Below are 17,845 nucleotides of genomic sequence, written 5' to 3'. Positions count from 1 at the left end.
ATCAGACAATTGGCCAAGTACAACCGCCTGCACGCGCGGCAACCCGCCGTGGAAGGCGATTGTGCAAAAGCTTCGATGGGCCTTCGATGTCAGGGCGTTCGATGCGGCACAGGTCGTGCCGAACTACAACCCGCGGGCTTGTAGGCTTCACCTACTGGCCACCGCGACGGAATGGCACAACGTCGTGATCCTCTCGCAGTCCGGTTGCGCTGATGGCGATCGCCATCAGCGCAAGTTCGGGTACCGCGCAAGATCGGGCTGCCTCAAGTCGCCTTGCCTAGGCCGCCTTGGCCTTGGACTTTGCCACATGGCTCGCGATCGCATCCATCAAAGGCGGCGACAGGCAATCATAAGGCTCCAGTCCGAGCTCCTTCAGCCGGGCCCTGATTCCAGCCATCTCGCCCGGCTGGACGCCGGACTCCAGAACGGACGACACGAACGCCGCGAACCCCGGAGCCGCCGATCCGCTTTCCTGGAACAGCTCAGGATGAATGAAGTCGAGGCCGTAGAACGGATGCCCCGTATTCTCGATTCGGCCGTACATATGCGCGCCGCAGGCCTTGCAGGCGTAGCGCTGGATCACCGCTGCGGAGTCGACAATCGCCAGCTTGTCGCCATTCTCGGTCACCTTCACATTGTCGCGCGGAACGACGGCCACGACGGAGAAGATCGCGCCCTCGGGCTTCCAGCATTTGGTGCAGCCGCAGGCATGGTTGTGGGCGACGTCACCCTTGATGGTGACCTTGACCGGCCTGTCCGAGCATTTGCAGACCAGGGTGCCGCCGGCGAAATTACCCGTCCCTTGTTTTACGCCGCTATCAACCGATGGGTGGATATGAACAGTCATGGGCCTATCCTCCTTGTGTTTGAAGTTCCGCTATTCAGAACACGACAACCGAACGGATCGACTTGCCCTGGTGCATGAGATCGAATCCCTGGTTGATCTCCTCCAGCTTGAGTACGTGCGTGATCATCGGATCGATCTCGATCTTTCCGTTCATGTACCAGTCGACAATCTTCGGCACGTCCGTGCGGCCACGCGCGCCACCGAATGCCGTTCCCTTCCAGACGCGGCCGGTCACGAGCTGGAACGGCCGGGTCGCGATTTCCTTGCCGGATTCCGCAACGCCGATAACGACCGAGACGCCCCAGCCGCGGTGGCACGCTTCGAGCGCCTGCCGCATCACGTTGGTGTTGCCGGTGCAGTCGAAGGTGTAGTCCGCGCCGCCATCGGTGAGCCCGACCAGATGCTGGACGATGTCGCTAACCTTGGTCGGATTGACGAAATGCGTCATGCCGAAGCGGCGGCCCCAATCCTCCTTGGCATCGTTGATGTCGACGCCGACGATCTTGTCCGCGCCCACCATCTTCGCGCCCTGGATGACGTTGAGCCCGATGCCGCCGAGACCGAAAACAACGACGTTGGCGCCCGGCGTCACCTTGGCGGTATTCACCACGGCGCCAACGCCCGTCGTCACCCCGCAACCGATGTAGCAGCTCTTGTCGAAGGGCGCGTCCTCGCGGATCTTTGCCACCGCGATTTCCGGCAGCACGGTAAAGTTCGAGAACGTCGAGCAGCCCATATAGTGGAAGATCGGCTTGCCCTTATGGCTGAAGCGCGAGGTGCCGTCCGGCATCAGCCCCTTGCCCTGGGTGGCGCGGATGGCGGTGCAAAGATTGGTCTTGCCGCTCAGACAGCTTTTGCACTGGCGGCATTCCGGCGTGTAGAGCGGAATCACGTGATCGCCGGCCTTGACCGACATCACGCCCGCGCCGACTTCGCGGACAATACCTGCGCCCTCATGACCGAGAATCGAAGGAAAGATTCCTTCGCTATCGAATCCATCGAGCGTGTAGGCATCGGTGTGGCATATTCCGGTCGCCTTGATCTCGACGAGAACCTCACCGGCCTTCGGGCCTTCGAGATCGACCTCGACGATTTCAAGCGGCTTCTTGGCTTCGAATGCGACAGCAGCGCGGGTCTTCATCCTAAACTCCACATTTGTTCTTCAAGTCGCTGCACAGTGCCAGGACATATGCCTCGTATGTTCGGCATGATCACTTGCCTCCCATGCAGGACTTTTCCGTCTCGGTGTACGCCTCAGGCTTGTCTTCCTTCTTGGCGGGCCGGACGCGCCCGATGGCGTCATGAGCGCGGGCACGCAGATACACATAGAGGTCGTCCATGTAGCAGGCGACATTCGGATTATCGCCGAGCGCCGGCATGACGGAGTTGCCGTTCTTGCGGCCACTCGCGACGACGCTGACGAAGTCGCCGTAGTTCATCGTCTTCAGCGAATCCTGTAGCGCCGGCGCATAGGTCGATCCCATTCCGTCGGGGCCATGACAGACATGGCATTCGGAATGATAACGACGGTATCCGGAGTAGGTGTACCAATCGACCGTACCGTCGGCGCCGACTTTGTAGGTCGGGTTTCCATCCTTGTCGTAGTACTTACCGTCCTCAGACTTGACCGCGGTAGCGTCGTCCGCAGCGAAGGCACTCGTTCCCTGCGCCACCAGCATGACAGTGGCCGCAATCAACCAGATTTTACGCAAGAGCTCATCCTCGATATCAGATGCAGACCAGCCGGCGCGTGGAGCGAGCCACGCGCCGGAGGAAGTGGTTCTGCTTTACTGCGGCAGCGCGAACACCGTGAGCGTGCCGCCGAGTGCGGTGTAGTTGCTCAGCGCGGCATAGCCACCGACCGCACCGAGGCCCGCAGTCGGATCGGTCAGACCTGCGGCAAGGCCGATACCCGCCCAGCCGCCGACGCCGGACAGCACGGCCACAAACTGCCTGCCGCCCTGCTCATAGGTGTTGATGTTCCCGATGATGCCGGACGGGGTCTTGAACTTGTACAGCTCCTTGCCGGTCTTGGCATCGACTGCCTTCAGATAGCCTTCGAGCGTTCCGTAGAACACCACGCCGCCGGCCGTCGCGAGCGCACCCGACCACACCGAGAACTGCTCCTTGTTCGACCAGACGATCTTCCCGGTCTTGTTGTCCCAGGCGATGAAGTTGCCCATATGGCTTTCGCCCTGGGGCGGATACATCGAGAGCGTCGCGCCGACATAGGGCTGACCCGCGGTGTAGCTCACCTTGAACGGCTCATAGTCCATGCAGACGTGGTTGGTCGGGACATAGAACAGCTGCGTGTCGGGTGAATAGGCTGCCGGCTGCTGGTCCTTGGTGCCGAGCGCTGCCGGGCAGATACCCTTGGTGTTCTTGTCCTCGCCGCCCTTCTCCGTCGAATACTGATCGACAACCTTGGGACGACCATAAGTCGGCGAGCTCTTGTTCATGTCGACGCCGGTGGTCCAGTTCACCTTGGGATCGTACTTTTCGGCGACAAGCAGTTCGCCGGTTGCACGGTCCATGGTGTAGGCCAAGCCGTTGCGGTCGAAATGTGTCAGCAGCTTGCGATCCTGGCCGTTGACCTGCTGGTCGCTGAGGATCATTTCGTTGACGCCGTCATAGTCCCACTCGTCATGGGGCGTCATCTGATAGACCCAGCGCGCCATGCCGGTATCTGCGTTGCGGGCGAAGACGGTCATCGACCACTTGTTGTCGCCTGGACGCTGTTTGGGATTCCAGGTCGAGGGATTGCCCGAGCCGTAATAGACGAGGTTCAGACTGGGATCATAGGACAGCCAGCCCCACGTGCAGCCGCCGCCGATCTTCCATTGATCGCCCTGCCAGGTCTTGATGCTCGAATCCTTGCCGACCGGCTTTCCAAGTTCGGTCGTTTTCTCGGGATCGACCATGATCTGATCATCCGGTCCTTCCGAGAAGGCGCGCCATACTTGCTTGCCGCTCTTGAGGTCGTAGGCCGTGACGTGACATTGCACGCCGAACTCGCCGCCGGAAATGCCGATCAGAACCTTGTCCTTGACGACCAGCGGCGAGGACGTGCCGGTGGCGCCCTTGCCGGGATCGCCATTCTTCACGCTCCACGCGACCTGCCCGGTCTTGGCATCGAGCGCGACCAGCGTGGTGTCGGCCTGGTGCAGGAAGATCTTGCCGTCGCCATAGGCCACGCCGCGATTGACGGTGTCGCAGCACATCACCGGAATGACGTTCGGATCCTGCTTCGGCTCGTACTTCCAGACGATCTTGTTGTCCTGCGATAGGTCAAGAGCATAGACCTTGTTCGGGAACGGCGTGTGGACGTACATGATATTGCCGATGATGAGCGGTCCACCTTCATGGCCACGCAGCACGCCGGTCGAGAAGGTCCAGGCGACCTGAAGTTTGCCGACGTTGGATGCGTTGATCTGGTTGAGCTTCGAGTAGCGTGTATTGGCGTAGTCGCCGGCCGGCTGCACCCAGTCCTTTGGGTTCTGCGACATCTTGATCAATTCATCATTGGCGTAAGCGCCGCCGACGGCGAATGCCGCCATGGCGCCAAGACAAGTCGCGGATAGCACCTTGCGCATAGTGGATTCCTCCCAGATACGAGTTTTTTGGGTTCCGCCGAAACGGCCCATTTCTTCCATCTTGGTCCCTATTCGTATCCCGTCCTGAAATAGGAAACTTGCCCAAGAGCGAAGCGCGTTTGCTCAATAGCGAAAACTCAAAAAACTTTTTAATTTAGGCCGACGCGATGTTTCGGCTCTGTCAAAAATGCTGCGAAGCATCATTACGTGGGCGTGTTCCCACGGTCGCCCTGCGCCACTCCGCGCCGATGTTTTCCTTGACGCCGCCAAAACTAAGTTGGAGGATTGTCAAAGGGATATTGGGAAGAATCTGCGCGCCTTCCCTGAACGACTGCAACGACTGCCTAAATTGGGTCCAAATGTTACGACCGTGTTGCCAAGGCTTTGGCCGAGGTTGCGGCCTGTTCTCAAATCGGTGGCTGGGCCATGTCTGATACAGTTCGTTCACTCAGCACTTCCGGGTTGGCGCCGAAAAGGCAGATCCAAACTTGGTCAGATGCGCTGACGGATCTATGCGGTCAATTCGATGTCGATCCGCTGGAAGGTTCCTCGCTGGAAGGGCGGATCAACTACACGACCGTCTCGCAGCTGAAGCTGTGCCAGATAGAGGCAAGCCAGCATCGTATCGCGCACACGGTCTCAGGCACCAAGCTGAGCGAACATCCCTACGTCAAGATTCTGTTCCAGACCTACGGCATCTCGCATTTCGAACAGGCCGGCCGGCGCATGGACATCATGCCCGGCGATTGCCTCGCCTATGACGTCTCCTGCCCGCACACGATCGTCAGCCCCTCGCTGACCCGGCACGAGGTCGTGATCGTGCCGAAGGAATTGCTTCACGAACGCGGCTTCCGCACGGCGAAGATGTTGCCGTGCAAGCTTTCCGCGCGTAACGGCACCGGCCGTATTGCCTACGACTTCGTACACACCGCGTTCGATGAAGCGAACAGGCTGTCGCCCTACAACGCCATCGGCGTTGCCGATTCGCTGATCGATTTGCTGCTGTTGCCGCTGCGCGAGGCCGACACGATGTTCGATCGCGTCGGTCCCGAGGCAATGTACATCCGCGCGCAAGCCTTCATCCGCGAACATTTGCGCGACCCGGAGCTTTGCATCGACCAGATCTCCGCGGCACTGGGCTGCACCAAGCGCTATCTGCACATGCTGTTCAGCGACAAGGGCATGACCGTCAGCGATTACATCTGGCGGGCGCGGCTGCTGCACTGCCGGCAGGAGTTGGAGACCCAGCACGGAAAGACGATCACGGACGTAGCGTTTTCGTGGGGCTTTTCCAGCTCGTCGCATTTCAGCCGCGTGTTCCGGAAGCATTTCGGGTTCGTCCCCTCCGCCATCCATAAGACCGCGCACAGCGCTCCTGTCTCGGACGCCTCCTGAAGGCGAAGCGTCAGGCACCGAAATCTCCAAGCTCTCGCTGCGCCGGCGACGATACAAACCGGCGCTTCCGCAGCGATCAGAAGGTTGCCTTCAGCCCCGCGTAGAAGGCACGCGGCCGCGCCGGACTGACAGAGCGGGCATCCGTGAACTCCGCCCCGCCATTGGTGAAGTTGGGGATGTCATCTCTTTCGAAGAACGTCCCGTAAACCGAATAGCGATTGTCGAAGACATTGTCGACGCGGCCGTAGATCTGGAACGTCTTGTTGATCTGATACGAGGTGTGCAGGTTGAAAACCGAATACCCGGGCAGTCTCGCTGCCTGGTTCGATTCATCGCCGACAAAATATTGGCTGCCGACGAACAGCGCATCACCGCCGACCTTGAAGGCGTCGGTGATCGAATAGTCGACGCCGACCTTGAACCGGTTGCGGGGGATTGCCGGGATTCGGTTACCCGGCAGGACCTGAATTTTGCCGTCGGCGTCAGCGAACGGACTGTTGGAGTCGAGCGTCAGGGGATCGAGGAAGCGCGCGTCGACCAGGGCATAGCTGGCGTAGAGCTGCAGCGTCTTCGACGTCAGATTGACCTGGGCCTCGATGCCCTGCCGCCTTGTCCGGCCTACGTTCTGGAAATAGCCAAATCCCTGCAACTCCGGGCTCGGAATCGCCAGGATGTCATCGGCATTGGTCGCGCGGAACGCGCCGACTTTCCACCCGAGCGTGCCGATATTCAACTCCCTGGTGCCGCGGAAGCCGGCCTCGATGGTACGGGACACGACCTGCTTCAGCGGCGGGTCGGCGATGAGGAACGCCGCGGCGATACAGGGGCGCGCAGGATCGGCGCAGGCGAGCTCCAGCGGGGTCGGCGCGCGATTGGCTTCGGAATAGCCAGCATAGGCCGTCAGTTCGGGCGTGATCTTGTAGGTGCCGCCGATCATCGGATTGAAGCGGCTGAAGGTGTGATTGCCGTTGAGGTCGGTGCCGATCAGGTCCTGAAGGACGATGTTCGCATGGTTGAACCGGCCACCTCCCGAGATCGAGAACGCGTCCGTCACGTCGAACGTGTCGAGCGCATAGATTCCAGTGTAGCGGTTGGTGGCGCGAAGCGACACCGGACCGATCGAAATCGGACTGCCTGATGGCCCGAGGAATATGCCGCTGCCGTTGACGACGTAGTTCGAGCCGATCGTGCCCAGTTCCGCGCTGGCCCCGAAGCGGGTGACGCCGGAGTCGAAACTGGTGCCAACCATGAACTGGTTGTTGTGGCCGAATAGCTGGTCGGTGTTGGTGGCCTGCAGGGTCGCCCCTGTCGTGGTCGAACGGGTCGATGTCCGGTCGATCTGTCCCAGCACGGCGTCGGCTGGGAAGGGGTTTGCAAGTTGGACCCCGTTGAGGCCATTTGCCGGGCTGGTATCGTCATTGAAGCAGAGCAGAGCCGGATCGGCACCGCATGGCTCCGTCTCGGTCGGGTTGCCATCGACCGTCTTCTGCCGGAACGCACGGACTCGCGCCGAGCCTTCGAGCGTCCAGGTCGGCGTCACCTCGACCTTTCCGGTCAGATTGGCGTAGGCCACGCGGTTGTCCGTGGTCTGCGGCGTCGTATAGGTTGCACCCCAATATTTCTGCAGCAGTTCGACCGGCACCGCCGCTGCCGCGCCGAAATTGTTCTTGGCAACACCGACGTTGAGGTGGAACTCACTGCTGTCGGTCCGGTAGCCCACATCGCCGTAAAACCGGCGAATCGCCGACTCCGAAAAATTGCGATAGCCGTTGTCGCGCACGCCTTCGAGCGCGCCATAGACGGACCAGTTGCCGAACTGCTGACCATATTGCGCCGAACTCTGGATGCGTCCGAATGAGCCTCCCATCGTGTTGATTTCGGCGCCTTTGTAGTTGAAGCCGTCCTTCATCAGCACGTTGACGGCGCCGCCGAGCGCGTTGAGGCCAAACGCGGGATTATTGGTCACGATGGTGACCGATCGGATCGCCGCAGTCGGGATCAAGTCCCAGTGGACGGTATCGCCGAACGCTTCGTTGATGCGCATGCCGTTCTGGTACACTGCGAGCCCCTGAGGCGTACCGGAGACCGGAGATGCAACAAAACCGCGAAACTGGACGTCCGGCATAAATGGATTGCCGGTCGTATCACTGAGGACGACACCGGGAATCTGTTGCTGCAGTGCGACGGCAACGTTTAGCGAATCCGTGCGCGCGATCTGAGCGGCACCAACGGCATTGATCGCTGCCGGCACCTTGTCGACATCCATGCCGGAACGGGCCGTCGGGGTAGGCGCGGTCGGGTAGACAAGGACCCTGCGCACATTTTGCGTAGCTCGAGGTGCGGTACTACCGCGGGCTGGTCTGGCGGCAGGTCTGGTTGATGTGGTTGGGGGCGCCACGACCTCGATGGCCGGCAACACCTCGCTGCCGCCGGATGCGGTTTGCGCCTGAGCACAGTCCAGCGCGGGAACGAGGCAGATAGAGATCGTCCCGATCGACAGTACGCGCACGCCCATATGCCACCCCATACATACCGGCTTGTCCCCAGCCGGTTTGATGTGAGCAATACTAGTGACAAGGCAACGATACGCGCTAGCTGCAAAAGGTCGGCTTCCTCACCTTGCATTCCTCCCGAAGGAGACCGGGACAAATTCCCGAACAGCAGCTCGCAAATCGATCACGGATTCGAGCCGTGGGGGACGACCGCCTCGACCGTTACGCCCCCATTGTCGGAGATGACATTCAGCGTCCCGCCCAACGCCAGAATTCTCTCGCGCATCCCAACCAGGCCGAAGCCGGACTTGTGATCCGGCGCCAGACCGCGGCCGTTGTCGCTAACGCGCACCAGAGCGCAGCCGCGACTTCCATGGATGCCTTCGGCCTGTTCGACCGTGACGCTGACGGTCGTCGCGTCGGCGTGGCGGAAAGCGTTCGTCAAGGCTTCCTGGACGGTGCGGTAGATCGTCAGATCTGCGACTTCTCCGCGCTCACCCGGCGCGCATGCAATGTTGGCCTCAATCGCGACATCGGGTCGGGACTCGCGCCACAAGCGCAGCAGCACGCCGAGCGCTTCGGATAGTCCAAGCTCCGCGAGCCCGACAGGCCGCAGCTTTTCCAATATCCGGCGATTGAATTTCTGAAGCGCATTGAGCTGTTCCATGATGGCGGTGGCATGCTTGCGCAACGCATCGGCGCTCAGCGCACGCCCATCCTCGGACAGCCGCGTCAGCGCGCCGGCGTGGGCGCGCAGCGTAAAGAGATGCGGCCCGAACTCGTCATGCAGCTCGCGCGCAATCTCCTTGCGCTCCATATCCTGCAGCGAGACCGTGCGTTCGGCAAGCCGGCGCTTGTCCTCGACGGCCTCGCCGAGGGCGCCCGCAAGATGGTTCAGCTTGGCACAGATTCCCGCCAGTTCGGGCGGGCCGCCGGGCTCGACGCGTGAATCATATTGCCCGGCCTCGATGTTCGCCATGGTTTGCGACAACGCCTGTAGCGGCGCCAGCGCGCGGCCAACCACCGTCATCGTAACCAGAAAGAGCGCGAGAGCGAGGCCGGTACCGACCGCAAGCTGGGTCACGATTCCGTCCCAGATCTCGGCCACTTCGTCGTTCGGATGCGAGGTGATCAGCAGCGATTGCGGCTTGCCGTGGATCGTGATCGGTACGCTCACGGTGGTGGTTTCCGGATGAACGAGCGCAATAAACCACGCCGGCGGCGACCGCTCCCCCTCGCCATTGCCGGAGCGTTCGTTCGTGCCAACATCGCCCTGCCGCGTGATGCTGACATGACGGAGCCGGCTGAGGTCAGACGCGATCTGGTTCAACCGCGCGTCCGGGTCCGGAGCCTCGTTCAGGCTTGGCACGATCGTCTCGACGAACTCCCGCGCCAGACGGATGACGCTCTGATCTTCGGCGCGAACGCGGGGCGCCGCCTCTACCACCAGCCGCGCGATGTTGATCGCTAAACCTAGCGTGAGCCCCAGCGCCAGCAGCAAATTGATCCGGGAACGCAACGATAGTTTCTGCCACATGACGTTTGCCCCAATCGCGTCTCAATCAGTTCCCCGACGAGAGGACCGTTGACAGTCGAAAAACCGACGATCAGATTGAAGCGTACAGCAATCGCGTCGGCGTTGCATGATCGGCCTCGCGCCGACGTCGGCGTAACGTGATGCGATGCAACAACGCGATCGAAGCAACTCGGGGATCAATGTAATGCGTGTACTGATCGTCGATGACCATCCCATCGTCGCTTCGGGCTGCCGCACAGTGTTTGCCGACGATCCGGAGGTCGTGCTGCTGGAGGCAGCCGACGCGGAGAGCGGCGAACGCGTGTTCATCGCCGAACGCCCCGACATCTGCGTGATCGATATCAACCTGCCGACGGTGTCGGGGTTCGAGCTGGCGCGGCGCATTCTTGCGCGCGCGGCTTCCGCACGAATCATCATGTTCAGCATGAACGACGATCCGGTCTTCGCCGCGCGCGCCATCGACATCGGCGCCAAGGGCTATGTCGCGAAAACGGGCGATCCGCAGGATCTGGTCGAGGCGATCCGTGAAGTCGGCAAGGGCGGCGTCTATCTGCCGTCTGCGATCGCGCGAAGCATCGCCTTCGCCGGACCTGCATTCGCCCGCAGCCCGCTTTCCAAACTCACCTCGCGGGAAATGGAAATCCTCCGCCTGCTCAGCGCAGGCAAGAGCCTTTCCGAGATCGCGTGGCTGGTTCATTCCTCGTACAAGACCGTTGCCAACACATCGTCGATCATGCGCCAGAAACTCGGCGTGCGAACTTCCGCTGAACTGGTGCGGTTGGCGATCGAAAGCGGCATCGGCGTAACCGTGCCGCACGGCGCCGGAGTAGCAAGACAATGACCATGCAGACCGTTTCGCTCAACACGTCATATGGCGGAACGCAAGGCGTGTATCGACATGCCAGCGGCGAAACCCACACCGACATGACCTTCTCGGTCTATATCCCTCCGCACGCCGCCGGCGCCAGGCTGCCGGTGGTCTGGTATCTCTCCGGCCTGACCTGCACCCATGCCAACGTGACGGAGAAGGGCGAATTCCGCAGCGCCTGCGCCGAACTTGGACTGATCTTCGTTGCACCCGACACCAGCCCGCGCGGTGAAGGCGTGCCCGGCGATCCAGCCAATGCCTATGATTTCGGGCTTGGCGCCGGCTTCTATGTCGATGCGACGCAAGCGCCGTTCGCCCGCAATTACCGCATGTGGAGCTATGTGACGGAAGAACTGCCGAAGCTGGTCGCCGACAAGTTTCCGGTCGATCCCGATCGGCAATCCATTTTTGGTCACTCCATGGGCGGCCACGGTGCACTAACGGTCGCGTTGCGCCATCCGGGTCGTTACCGCGCGGCCAGCGCATTTGCGCCGATCGTCGCTCCCTCGCAGGTGCCATGGGGCATCAAGGCGCTCGGCGGCTATCTCGGCAACGACCGGCAAGCATGGCGCAAGCACGATGCGGTAGCCCTGATCGAGGACGGCGCCAGGTTACCAGATCTATTGGTCGACTACGGCGATGCCGATCAGTTCCTGACAGAACAGCTCCGTCCCGAACTGCTGCAAAGCGCGTGCGAGAGGGCCAAGATCCCCCTCACCTTGCGCCGGCAGCCCGGCTACGACCACAGCTACTACTTCATCTCCACATTCATGGGCGATCATCTGCGTTGGCACGCCGCACGCCTGAAGGGCTGAAACGACGCAGTTCCTGCACGACAGAATTGAGTTGCAAGCCCAGACAATTCGGTCATGGTTCAAGCTAAGGGTCTTCCATAGCGCGAAGTCGAGAAGACCTTTTAGGGAGAAGCCATGATCCGATGGTTGGTCGCTGTGATCGGCTTGAGCATCGCGACTACCCCTGTGCTCGCGGCCGACCCCATCGAGATCGGCATCGGCTATCTCGGCCGTGCCGGCGTCAAGGCGAAATTGTCACTCGTCGAACTGCCGGCCGAAAACGATGGCGTCGCCGGCGCACGGCTGGCCGTCGAGGACAACAACACCACGGGCAAATTCCTCAACCAGCGCTTCACGCTCGAAGAGGTCCGGCTCAAGGACAATGAGGACGTCGCGAAAGCCGCGGCAACGCTTGCCGAGCGTACCGGCTTCATCATTACCGACCTGCCGGCGGATGATCTGCTGAAGGCCGCAGACACGCTTCGCGATCGCGGGACGCTGCTGTTGAACGCCGGCGCGATCGACGACCGGTTGCGCGAGCAGGATTGCCGCGCCAACGTCATCCATGTCGCGCCGACGCGCTCGATGCTGGCGGATGCGCTCGCCCAATATCTGGTGTGGAAGCAGTGGAAGCGTTGGCTGTTCGTCGTCGGCTCGCATGATCGGGACAAGCTCTACGCCGACGCCTTGCGCCGCGCCGCCACGCGCTTCAGCGCCAAGATCGTTCAGGAGCGAACGTTTGACGATACCGGTGGGGCCCGCCGCACCGACAGCGGCGTCACCCTGATCCAGCGGCAAATGCCAACTTTCACCCAGCAGGCGCCGGCCTATGACGTACTCGTCGCGGCCGACGAGAGCGAGGTGTTCGCGTCCTACCTGCCCTACCGCACCTGGGACCCGCGGCCCGTCGCCGGCTCGGCCGGACTGGTTCCGACCAGTTGGCACGCCGCACAGGATCAGTGGGGCGCGATCCAGATCCAGAACCGGTTTGTGAAGTTGAACTCGCGACAGATGACCGCATTGGACATGCAGGCGTGGACGGCCGCGCGCATGATCGGCGAAGCGACGTCGCGCACGAAATCCGGCGATCCCAAGGCGATATCGGACTTCCTCAAGGGACCGGACTTTTCGGTTGCGGCTTTCAAGGGCCGGCGGTTGACATTGCGGGACTGGAACCTGCAGCTTCGCCAGCCGATCCTGCTGGTCGATGGACGCATGGTGGTCTCGGTTTCGCCGCAGGAGGGATTCCTGCACCAGGTGTCGGAACTCGATACGCTTGGCGCCGATCGGCCGGAGACGAAATGCAAATTGCGTTAAGGAGAACGAAATTGCGCATGTGGCGTCACTGCCTGATTTCCGGAATGGTCCTTTGGCTCGCGGCGGCGAGCCCCGCATCGGCGTTCATCGCCTATGTCTCCAACGAGAAGAGCAACACCGTAACGGTGATCGATACGAACAACTGGTCCGTCATCAAGACCATCAAGGTCGGCCAACGGCCGCGCGGCATCGAGTTCACCAGGGACGGCAAATTCGTGTTCGTCGCCGTCGGGGACGACGACAGCATTCAAGTCATCGACGTAGCGAAACAGGAGGTCGTCGATACCCTGCCCTCCGGCCCGGACCCCGAACTATTCGCCCTCGATGCCGAAGGAAAGATTCTCTACGTCGCCAACGAGAACGACAACACGGTAACCATCATTGACGTCGAAAAGCGTACCCGTCTCGGTGATATCCAGGTCGGCGTCGAGCCGGAAGGCATGGCCATCAGTCCGGACGGCAAGATCCTGATCAATACGTCCGAGACCACCAACATGGCCCACTTCATCGACACCACGACGCGCCAGATCGTCGCCAACGTGCTGGTCGATGCACGCCCGCGCTACGCCGAGTTCAAGCGTGACAACTCCGAAGTATGGGTATCGTCGGAGATCGGCGGCACCGTTTCGGTGATTGATCCGGTCAAGCGGGAGGTGACAAAGAAGATTGCATTCGAGATTCCGGGCTTGCGGAGCGAGGCCATTCAGCCGGTCGGCATCAGCATGACCAAGGACGGCAAGACCGCATTCGTCGCGCTCGGCCCCGCCAACCGCATCGCGGTGGTCGATGTCGCCAGCCACAAGGTCACGAAGTATCTGCTGGTGGGACAGCGGGTCTGGCACGTGGCATTCACCCCGGACGAGAAATATCTGCTCACCACCAACGGCGTATCGAACGACGTCTCGGTGATCGATGTCGCCGCGCAGAAGGTCATCAAGACGATCCAGGTTGGCGAACTACCCTGGGGGATCACGATTGCACAGCCATGACGGCCAGTGACGCATATTCTTCCAGTCAGGGTACGCGGGACATCCCTTCGCGGCCTGACGCCGTGGCGATGCCTGCACTATCGATCGATGGCGTCAGCCATTCCTATGGTAGCAGGCGCGCGCTGATCGACATCGGCTTTTCCGTCGCACCGTCAAGCTTCACCGCATTGCTCGGCCTGAACGGCGCCGGCAAGAGCACCCTGTTCTCCCTGATCACGCGGCTGTTCGGAATCCAGCACGGACGTATTGGAATTTTCGGCCATGACGTCGCGCGTACCCCCGGCGAAGCACTGCGGCTGCTCGGCGTGGTGTTTCAGCCCCGCACCCTCGATCTCGACCTCTCGGTGACGCAGAACCTGTTGTATCACGCCGCCCTGCACGGCATCGGCCGACGCGATGCCCGCGCGCGCAGCCAGGAGGTACTGGCGCGCATCGGCCTTGCGGACCGCGCCGGCAGCAAGGTGCGCGACCTCTCCGGCGGCCAGATGCGGCGATTGGAGATCGCGCGGGCGCTGTTGCACCAGCCGCGCCTGCTCCTACTCGACGAGGCAACTGTCGGCCTCGACGTCAAGGCGCGCGCCGACATTCTCACCCACGTCCGCCAGCTCGTTGCCGAACAGGGAATAAGCGTACTGTGGGCGACGCATCTGTTTGACGAGATCAGCGCAAGCGATGATCTCGTCGTCCTGCATCAGGGCCGGGTATTGGCCAAGGGCAAGGCACCGCACGTGATCGCCGATGCCGGCGGCAGCGACATCAACACGGCGTTCATGCGATTGACCGGCTCCGCCGAACCGAGCGGAGGCGCGACGCCATGACCTCGACAACCGTGGCGCCAATCCGGAGCGGCTTCTCGCTCGCCGAATACCTCACCTGCCTGAACGGCATCGTGTGGCGCGAGGCGCTTCGCTTCCTGCATCAGCGCGAGCGCTTCATCTCGGCGCTGGTGCGGCCGCTGGTCTGGCTGTTCATCTTCGCCGCCGGCTTCCGTCAGGTGCTCGGCCTCTCCATCATCCCGCCCTACGAAACCTACATCCTGTATGAGGTCTACATCGCGCCCGGCTTGATGGCGATGATCCAGCTATTCAACGGCATGCAGTCCTCGCTCTCCATGGTCTACGACCGCGAGATGGGTAATATGCGGACGTTGCTGGTAAGCCCGCTGCCGCGTTGGTTTCTGTTGTCCTGCAAGCTTCTGGCGGGAACCGCGGTCTCGCTGCTTCAGGTCTATGCCTTCCTGCTGATTGCCTGGTTCTGGGATATCGCGCCGCCGCCGGCCGGCTATCTCACGGTGCTGCCGGCGCTGGTCTTGTCCGGCCTGATGCTCGGCGCACTGGGCATGCTGATCTCCTCCGGCATCAAGCAGCTCGAGAACTTTGCAGGCGTGATGAACTTTGTCATCTTTCCGATGTTCTTCGCTTCGTCAGCGCTCTATCCGTTGTGGCGCATCCTGGAGAGCAGCCCGATGCTCTACTATGTCTGCCTGTTCAATCCGTTCACGCATGCCGTGGAGCTGATCCGTTTTGCGCTGTATGGACAAATCAACTGGATCGCACTCGCGGTCGTCGGAGGCTGCACGATCGTCTTCATGGTCGGTGCGATCCTGGCGTACGATCCCTCGCGCGGCCTGATCCGCCGCGGGCCGGCCGGAGGCGAGACATGAAATATCGAATCGCGATCGCGGCAACGCTCGCCATGACGGCCATGAGCGGATACGGCCATGCCGCCGATCCCCGCTATCCGGATTGGCCATGCGTTCAGGCCAAGGTGCCCGAGATTTCGCTGGCCGCGGTGTGGGCGGGCCCGCCGCTCGATGATGTCGCCGGCAAATGGAAGGACAATCCCAACGTCAGCACACTGGTCGCGCGGCTCGCAGCAAGGCGAACCCCGCTCGAGGAAGCGCAAAAGGCGATCACCGAATATCTGCACAGTGCAGCCGACAAAACTGCCAGCGGAAAACTGCTGTTTGCCGGCCTGTTCGAATCCCTCAATGCCCAACGCTCCCAGGTGATGAACGGGCTGGAGCGCGTCACCCGCAAGCAACGCGAGGCGGCGGACAAGATCCGCGCCGACACACTGGCCCTGCAGGCGCTGCAGGGTGAAACGCCGCCCAACCAGACCAAGGTCGACGAGCTCGGCAATCAGCTCGTCTGGCAGACGCGCATCTTCGAAGACCGGCGGAATGTCATCAAATTCGTCTGCGAGGTGCCGACGGCGATCGATCAGCGACTGTTCGCGCTTGGACGAACGATTCAGCAGGAGATCGAATAGCCGTCTTTGTTTGAGCATGATCTTCTCGGAAAGCCGCTGCACACTTTTCCGGATCATGCTCTAACGCGGCGATGCGATCTCCTCATCTGCCCGCGGCTCCGGCTGCGATTCAGCCAGCGGCAAGCCGGCCCGCTCCCAACTGTCGGTTCCTTCCGAATACCAGGCCACGTTCGAATAGCCATACGACAGAATTCGCTTCGCCGCGTTCCAGGACATCCAGCAATCGGCCTGGCAGTAAACCACGATCAGCGCCGCCGTATTGCCAGCCGTCGCGCGAACCAGCCCGCGCCGCAGATAATCTTCCGTCACGGCCGCGAGTTTCCCATAGCCGGTGTCCGGCAGCCACATGCTGCCGGGAATATTGAGCCGTGGCTTGTCACGCCAGATCGTACCTTGCGGAAGATTTGGCGGTTTAGGCGCGCGGGGCATGACGTCAATGAACACGCCCGTCTTCGCTCGCCAGATCGATTCCGCCTCCGCGGTAACAAGAACGCGTGCGCCGGCAAGCGTTGCAGGAACCGGCGCACGGTAATCCTCCATGCGGTAATCGTCGGGCTCGGGAGGTCTTTCCTGCGCAAGAGGCGAGACGATGAATGAGAATGCCGCAAGGATCAGGCCTGCGAGCGTAGCCCTCATGGCGCTTTCGTTGCCGTCTCCGCACCGATCGGACGATCATTCTCGTCGAGCAGGGGAACGCCGAAGTCGAGCAGTATCTTGTTGATGGCGGGCTGGTTCTCCTGGATCAGGCGGTTGAGCTGTCGCTTCCAGTTCTGGTCGGCCGCCCGCACCCCCATGCCGATACGAAACGTCAATCGCGGACCTGTCTTTTCTTTCACGAGCGGCGTGACCTGAAGCGGCGGGTTCGCTTTCTTCGCATAGAAGCCGGCCATCGGTCCCCAGAGAATGCCGGCGTCGATCTTGCCGGACGTCAGGTCGGCTATCATGGATTCCGCTGACGAATCCAAACGGGTGTCGACCATCAAGTGATATGGCTTGGCATTCGCCATCAGGCCGTTGACCGCCATATTCGTGGCGGGCGGTGTTCCGGCCACGATGCCGACATGCTTGCCTTTGAGACGCTCGTCTTCCAGCGTCGTCACGTCCTCGAGGCCGCTGCCCTTCTTGACGACTAGCGCATAGGCGGTGCGGTAATAGGGATTACTGCCCTGAACCAGGTCGTCTCCCTGCGGGAAGCCCATGATGACGTCGCAACGATGGGCCCCGAGCGTCATCCGGACGAAGCCCGTCGCCTGCGGGAAGTACATGTAGTCCAGTTTCTTGTTCAGCTTCTCGGCGAACAGCTCAGCGAGCTTGTTCTCGAATCCCTCACCCTTGTCGTTGGAAAATGGCAAATTGTGCGGGTCGGCGCAGACGCGCAGCACCTTGGGATCGACGAGTTCAATCGACAGATCGCCGCCTTCCTTGATCTGCGCGTGCGCGATATCACGCCCGAGGAGCACGGCGAAGATCGCCGCTATGGTAATCACCAGCCAGCGCTTTTGTCCGGCATATGTCATCGAAAGCTGCTGCACTTCCGGCCCGCCATGGTTGCCAACTTCAGAAAAAATATCGGCAACCTCGACGAAGAAAGTTCCGTTGAAGCCGCAGACGAGCAAAATGCTATGCTTGTCAATTGGGGCCTGCAACAGGAATAATCTTCGTGACGGACTCGCTGCCCGTGCTGCGACGCAAACATTTGCCGCGATGTCGCAATCGAAGTGCCGCAGCGCTTCGTGGTGAGA

General features: G+C 61.4%; 16 protein-coding genes. 8 read left to right on the top strand and 8 right to left on the bottom strand.

All coding sequences use genetic code 11. The features are described 5' to 3' along the window. Positions 1–277 precede the first annotated feature (277 nt). From gfa to xoxF5, 4 genes are all read right to left on the bottom strand, one after another. Entirely contained in the window at positions 278–847 is a 570-nt protein-coding gene (gene gfa, locus LMTR21_RS12895) for an S-(hydroxymethyl)glutathione synthase (RefSeq protein ID WP_065749948.1), read from the bottom strand. A gap of 34 nt (positions 848–881) precedes the next feature. After that, positions 882–1,988 (bottom strand): S-(hydroxymethyl)glutathione dehydrogenase/class III alcohol dehydrogenase, encoded by a 1,107-nt coding sequence (locus tag LMTR21_RS12890; RefSeq protein WP_065749947.1) that lies wholly within the window; start codon positions 1,986–1,988, stop codon positions 882–884. A gap of 70 nt (positions 1,989–2,058) precedes the next feature. Continuing rightward, entirely contained in the window at positions 2,059–2,526 is a 468-nt protein-coding gene (locus LMTR21_RS12885; protein WP_065749946.1) for a c-type cytochrome, methanol metabolism-related, read from the bottom strand. 108 nt (positions 2,527–2,634) lie between these two features. Then, positions 2,635–4,440 carry a lanthanide-dependent methanol dehydrogenase XoxF5 gene (gene xoxF5, locus LMTR21_RS12880; RefSeq protein WP_065749945.1) on the bottom strand — a complete coding sequence of 602 codons (1,806 nt, stop codon included), beginning with the start codon at positions 4,438–4,440 and terminating at the stop codon, positions 2,635–2,637. Positions 4,441–4,866: 426 nt separating this feature from the next. On the opposite strand from xoxF5, the gene LMTR21_RS12875 reads away from it, so the two are divergent. Beyond that, complete coding sequence (locus tag LMTR21_RS12875) at positions 4,867–5,835, top strand: helix-turn-helix domain-containing protein (protein WP_065749944.1); 969 nt, start codon at positions 4,867–4,869, stop codon at positions 5,833–5,835. Positions 5,836–5,911: 76 nt separating this feature from the next. On the opposite strand, the gene LMTR21_RS12870 is transcribed toward LMTR21_RS12875, so the two are convergent. Together LMTR21_RS12870 and LMTR21_RS12865 are read right to left on the bottom strand one after the other, a co-directional pair. Continuing rightward, positions 5,912–8,362 (bottom strand): TonB-dependent receptor, encoded by a 2,451-nt coding sequence (locus LMTR21_RS12870; RefSeq protein ID WP_084030333.1) that lies wholly within the window; start codon positions 8,360–8,362, stop codon positions 5,912–5,914. 149 nt (positions 8,363–8,511) lie between these two features. Continuing rightward, positions 8,512–9,864, bottom strand: coding sequence for an ATP-binding protein (locus LMTR21_RS12865; protein ID WP_065749943.1), 1,353 nt, complete (start codon positions 9,862–9,864; stop codon positions 8,512–8,514). A 184-nt stretch (positions 9,865–10,048) separates the two neighbouring features. Here LMTR21_RS12865 and LMTR21_RS12860 point away from each other — a divergent pair, with 184 nt between their 5' ends. From LMTR21_RS12860 to LMTR21_RS12830, 7 genes are all read left to right on the top strand, one after another. Then, complete coding sequence (locus LMTR21_RS12860) at positions 10,049–10,705, top strand: response regulator transcription factor (RefSeq protein ID WP_065749942.1); 657 nt, start codon at positions 10,049–10,051, stop codon at positions 10,703–10,705. Continuing rightward, complete coding sequence (fghA, locus tag LMTR21_RS12855; protein ID WP_065749941.1) at positions 10,702–11,547, top strand: S-formylglutathione hydrolase; 846 nt, start codon at positions 10,702–10,704, stop codon at positions 11,545–11,547. Before LMTR21_RS12860 ends, fghA begins: the two co-directional genes overlap by 4 nt. A 114-nt stretch (positions 11,548–11,661) precedes the next feature. Then, a complete protein-coding gene (locus LMTR21_RS12850) occupies positions 11,662–12,843 on the top strand; it encodes an ABC transporter substrate-binding protein (RefSeq protein WP_065749940.1) in 1,182 nt (393 codons plus the stop codon). Between the two features lie 17 nt (positions 12,844–12,860). Continuing rightward, positions 12,861–13,832, top strand: coding sequence for a YVTN family beta-propeller repeat protein (locus LMTR21_RS12845; protein ID WP_246175700.1), 972 nt, complete (start codon positions 12,861–12,863; stop codon positions 13,830–13,832). Positions 13,833–13,900: 68 nt separating this feature from the next. Continuing rightward, positions 13,901–14,650 carry an ABC transporter ATP-binding protein gene (locus tag LMTR21_RS12840; protein ID WP_141688052.1) on the top strand — a complete coding sequence of 250 codons (750 nt, stop codon included), beginning with the start codon at positions 13,901–13,903 and terminating at the stop codon, positions 14,648–14,650. Continuing rightward, on the top strand, positions 14,647–15,495 hold the full coding sequence (locus tag LMTR21_RS12835) for an ABC transporter permease (RefSeq protein WP_065749937.1): 849 nt from the start codon (positions 14,647–14,649) through the stop codon (positions 15,493–15,495). The genes LMTR21_RS12840 and LMTR21_RS12835 overlap by 4 nt, the downstream gene beginning before the upstream one ends. After that, positions 15,492–16,103, top strand: a complete 612-nt coding sequence (locus LMTR21_RS12830; RefSeq protein WP_065749936.1) for a hypothetical protein — start codon at positions 15,492–15,494, stop codon at positions 16,101–16,103. Before LMTR21_RS12835 ends, LMTR21_RS12830 begins: the two co-directional genes overlap by 4 nt. Positions 16,104–16,163: 60 nt before the next feature. On the opposite strand, the gene LMTR21_RS12825 is transcribed toward LMTR21_RS12830, so the two are convergent. Further along, positions 16,164–16,739: a PQQ-dependent catabolism-associated CXXCW motif protein gene (locus LMTR21_RS12825; protein WP_065749935.1), complete on the bottom strand. Its 576-nt coding sequence runs from the start codon at positions 16,737–16,739 to the stop codon at positions 16,164–16,166. Next, complete coding sequence (locus LMTR21_RS12820; RefSeq protein WP_065750348.1) at positions 16,736–17,620, bottom strand: substrate-binding domain-containing protein; 885 nt, start codon at positions 17,618–17,620, stop codon at positions 16,736–16,738. The genes LMTR21_RS12825 and LMTR21_RS12820 overlap by 4 nt, the downstream gene beginning before the upstream one ends. Positions 17,621–17,845: the final 225 nt, after the last annotated feature.

The sequence above is a fragment of the Bradyrhizobium paxllaeri genome (assembly GCF_001693515.2).
Lineage (GTDB): Bacteria > Pseudomonadota > Alphaproteobacteria > Rhizobiales > Xanthobacteraceae > Bradyrhizobium > Bradyrhizobium paxllaeri.
This window is presented reverse-complemented; position numbering and strand designations above follow the sequence as displayed.

What these genes read in the sequence shown, in the direction of transcription:
- gfa (WP_065749948.1), bottom strand. Translation starts at nt 847, where the DNA reads ATGACTGTTCATATCCACCCATCGGTTGATAGCGGCGTAAAACAAGGG.
- LMTR21_RS12890 (WP_065749947.1), bottom strand. Translation starts at nt 1,988, where the DNA reads ATGAAGACCCGCGCTGCTGTCGCATTCGAAGCCAAGAAGCCGCTTGAA.
- LMTR21_RS12885 (WP_065749946.1), bottom strand. Translation starts at nt 2,526, where the DNA reads ATGCTGGTGGCGCAGGGAACGAGTGCCTTCGCTGCGGACGACGCTACC.
- xoxF5 (WP_065749945.1), bottom strand. Translation starts at nt 4,440, where the DNA reads ATGCGCAAGGTGCTATCCGCGACTTGTCTTGGCGCCATGGCGGCATTC.
- LMTR21_RS12875 (WP_065749944.1), top strand. Translation starts at nt 4,867, where the DNA reads ATGTCTGATACAGTTCGTTCACTCAGCACTTCCGGGTTGGCGCCGAAA.
- LMTR21_RS12870 (WP_084030333.1), bottom strand. Translation starts at nt 8,362, where the DNA reads ATGGGGTGGCATATGGGCGTGCGCGTACTGTCGATCGGGACGATCTCT.
- LMTR21_RS12865 (WP_065749943.1), bottom strand. Translation starts at nt 9,864, where the DNA reads ATGTGGCAGAAACTATCGTTGCGTTCCCGGATCAATTTGCTGCTGGCG.
- LMTR21_RS12860 (WP_065749942.1), top strand. Translation starts at nt 10,049, where the DNA reads ATGCGTGTACTGATCGTCGATGACCATCCCATCGTCGCTTCGGGCTGC.
- fghA (WP_065749941.1), top strand. Translation starts at nt 10,702, where the DNA reads ATGACCATGCAGACCGTTTCGCTCAACACGTCATATGGCGGAACGCAA.
- LMTR21_RS12850 (WP_065749940.1), top strand. Translation starts at nt 11,662, where the DNA reads ATGATCCGATGGTTGGTCGCTGTGATCGGCTTGAGCATCGCGACTACC.
- LMTR21_RS12845 (WP_246175700.1), top strand. Translation starts at nt 12,861, where the DNA reads ATGTGGCGTCACTGCCTGATTTCCGGAATGGTCCTTTGGCTCGCGGCG.
- LMTR21_RS12840 (WP_141688052.1), top strand. Translation starts at nt 13,901, where the DNA reads ATGCCTGCACTATCGATCGATGGCGTCAGCCATTCCTATGGTAGCAGG.
- LMTR21_RS12835 (WP_065749937.1), top strand. Translation starts at nt 14,647, where the DNA reads ATGACCTCGACAACCGTGGCGCCAATCCGGAGCGGCTTCTCGCTCGCC.
- LMTR21_RS12830 (WP_065749936.1), top strand. Translation starts at nt 15,492, where the DNA reads ATGAAATATCGAATCGCGATCGCGGCAACGCTCGCCATGACGGCCATG.
- LMTR21_RS12825 (WP_065749935.1), bottom strand. Translation starts at nt 16,739, where the DNA reads ATGAGGGCTACGCTCGCAGGCCTGATCCTTGCGGCATTCTCATTCATC.
- LMTR21_RS12820 (WP_065750348.1), bottom strand. Translation starts at nt 17,620, where the DNA reads ATGACATATGCCGGACAAAAGCGCTGGCTGGTGATTACCATAGCGGCG.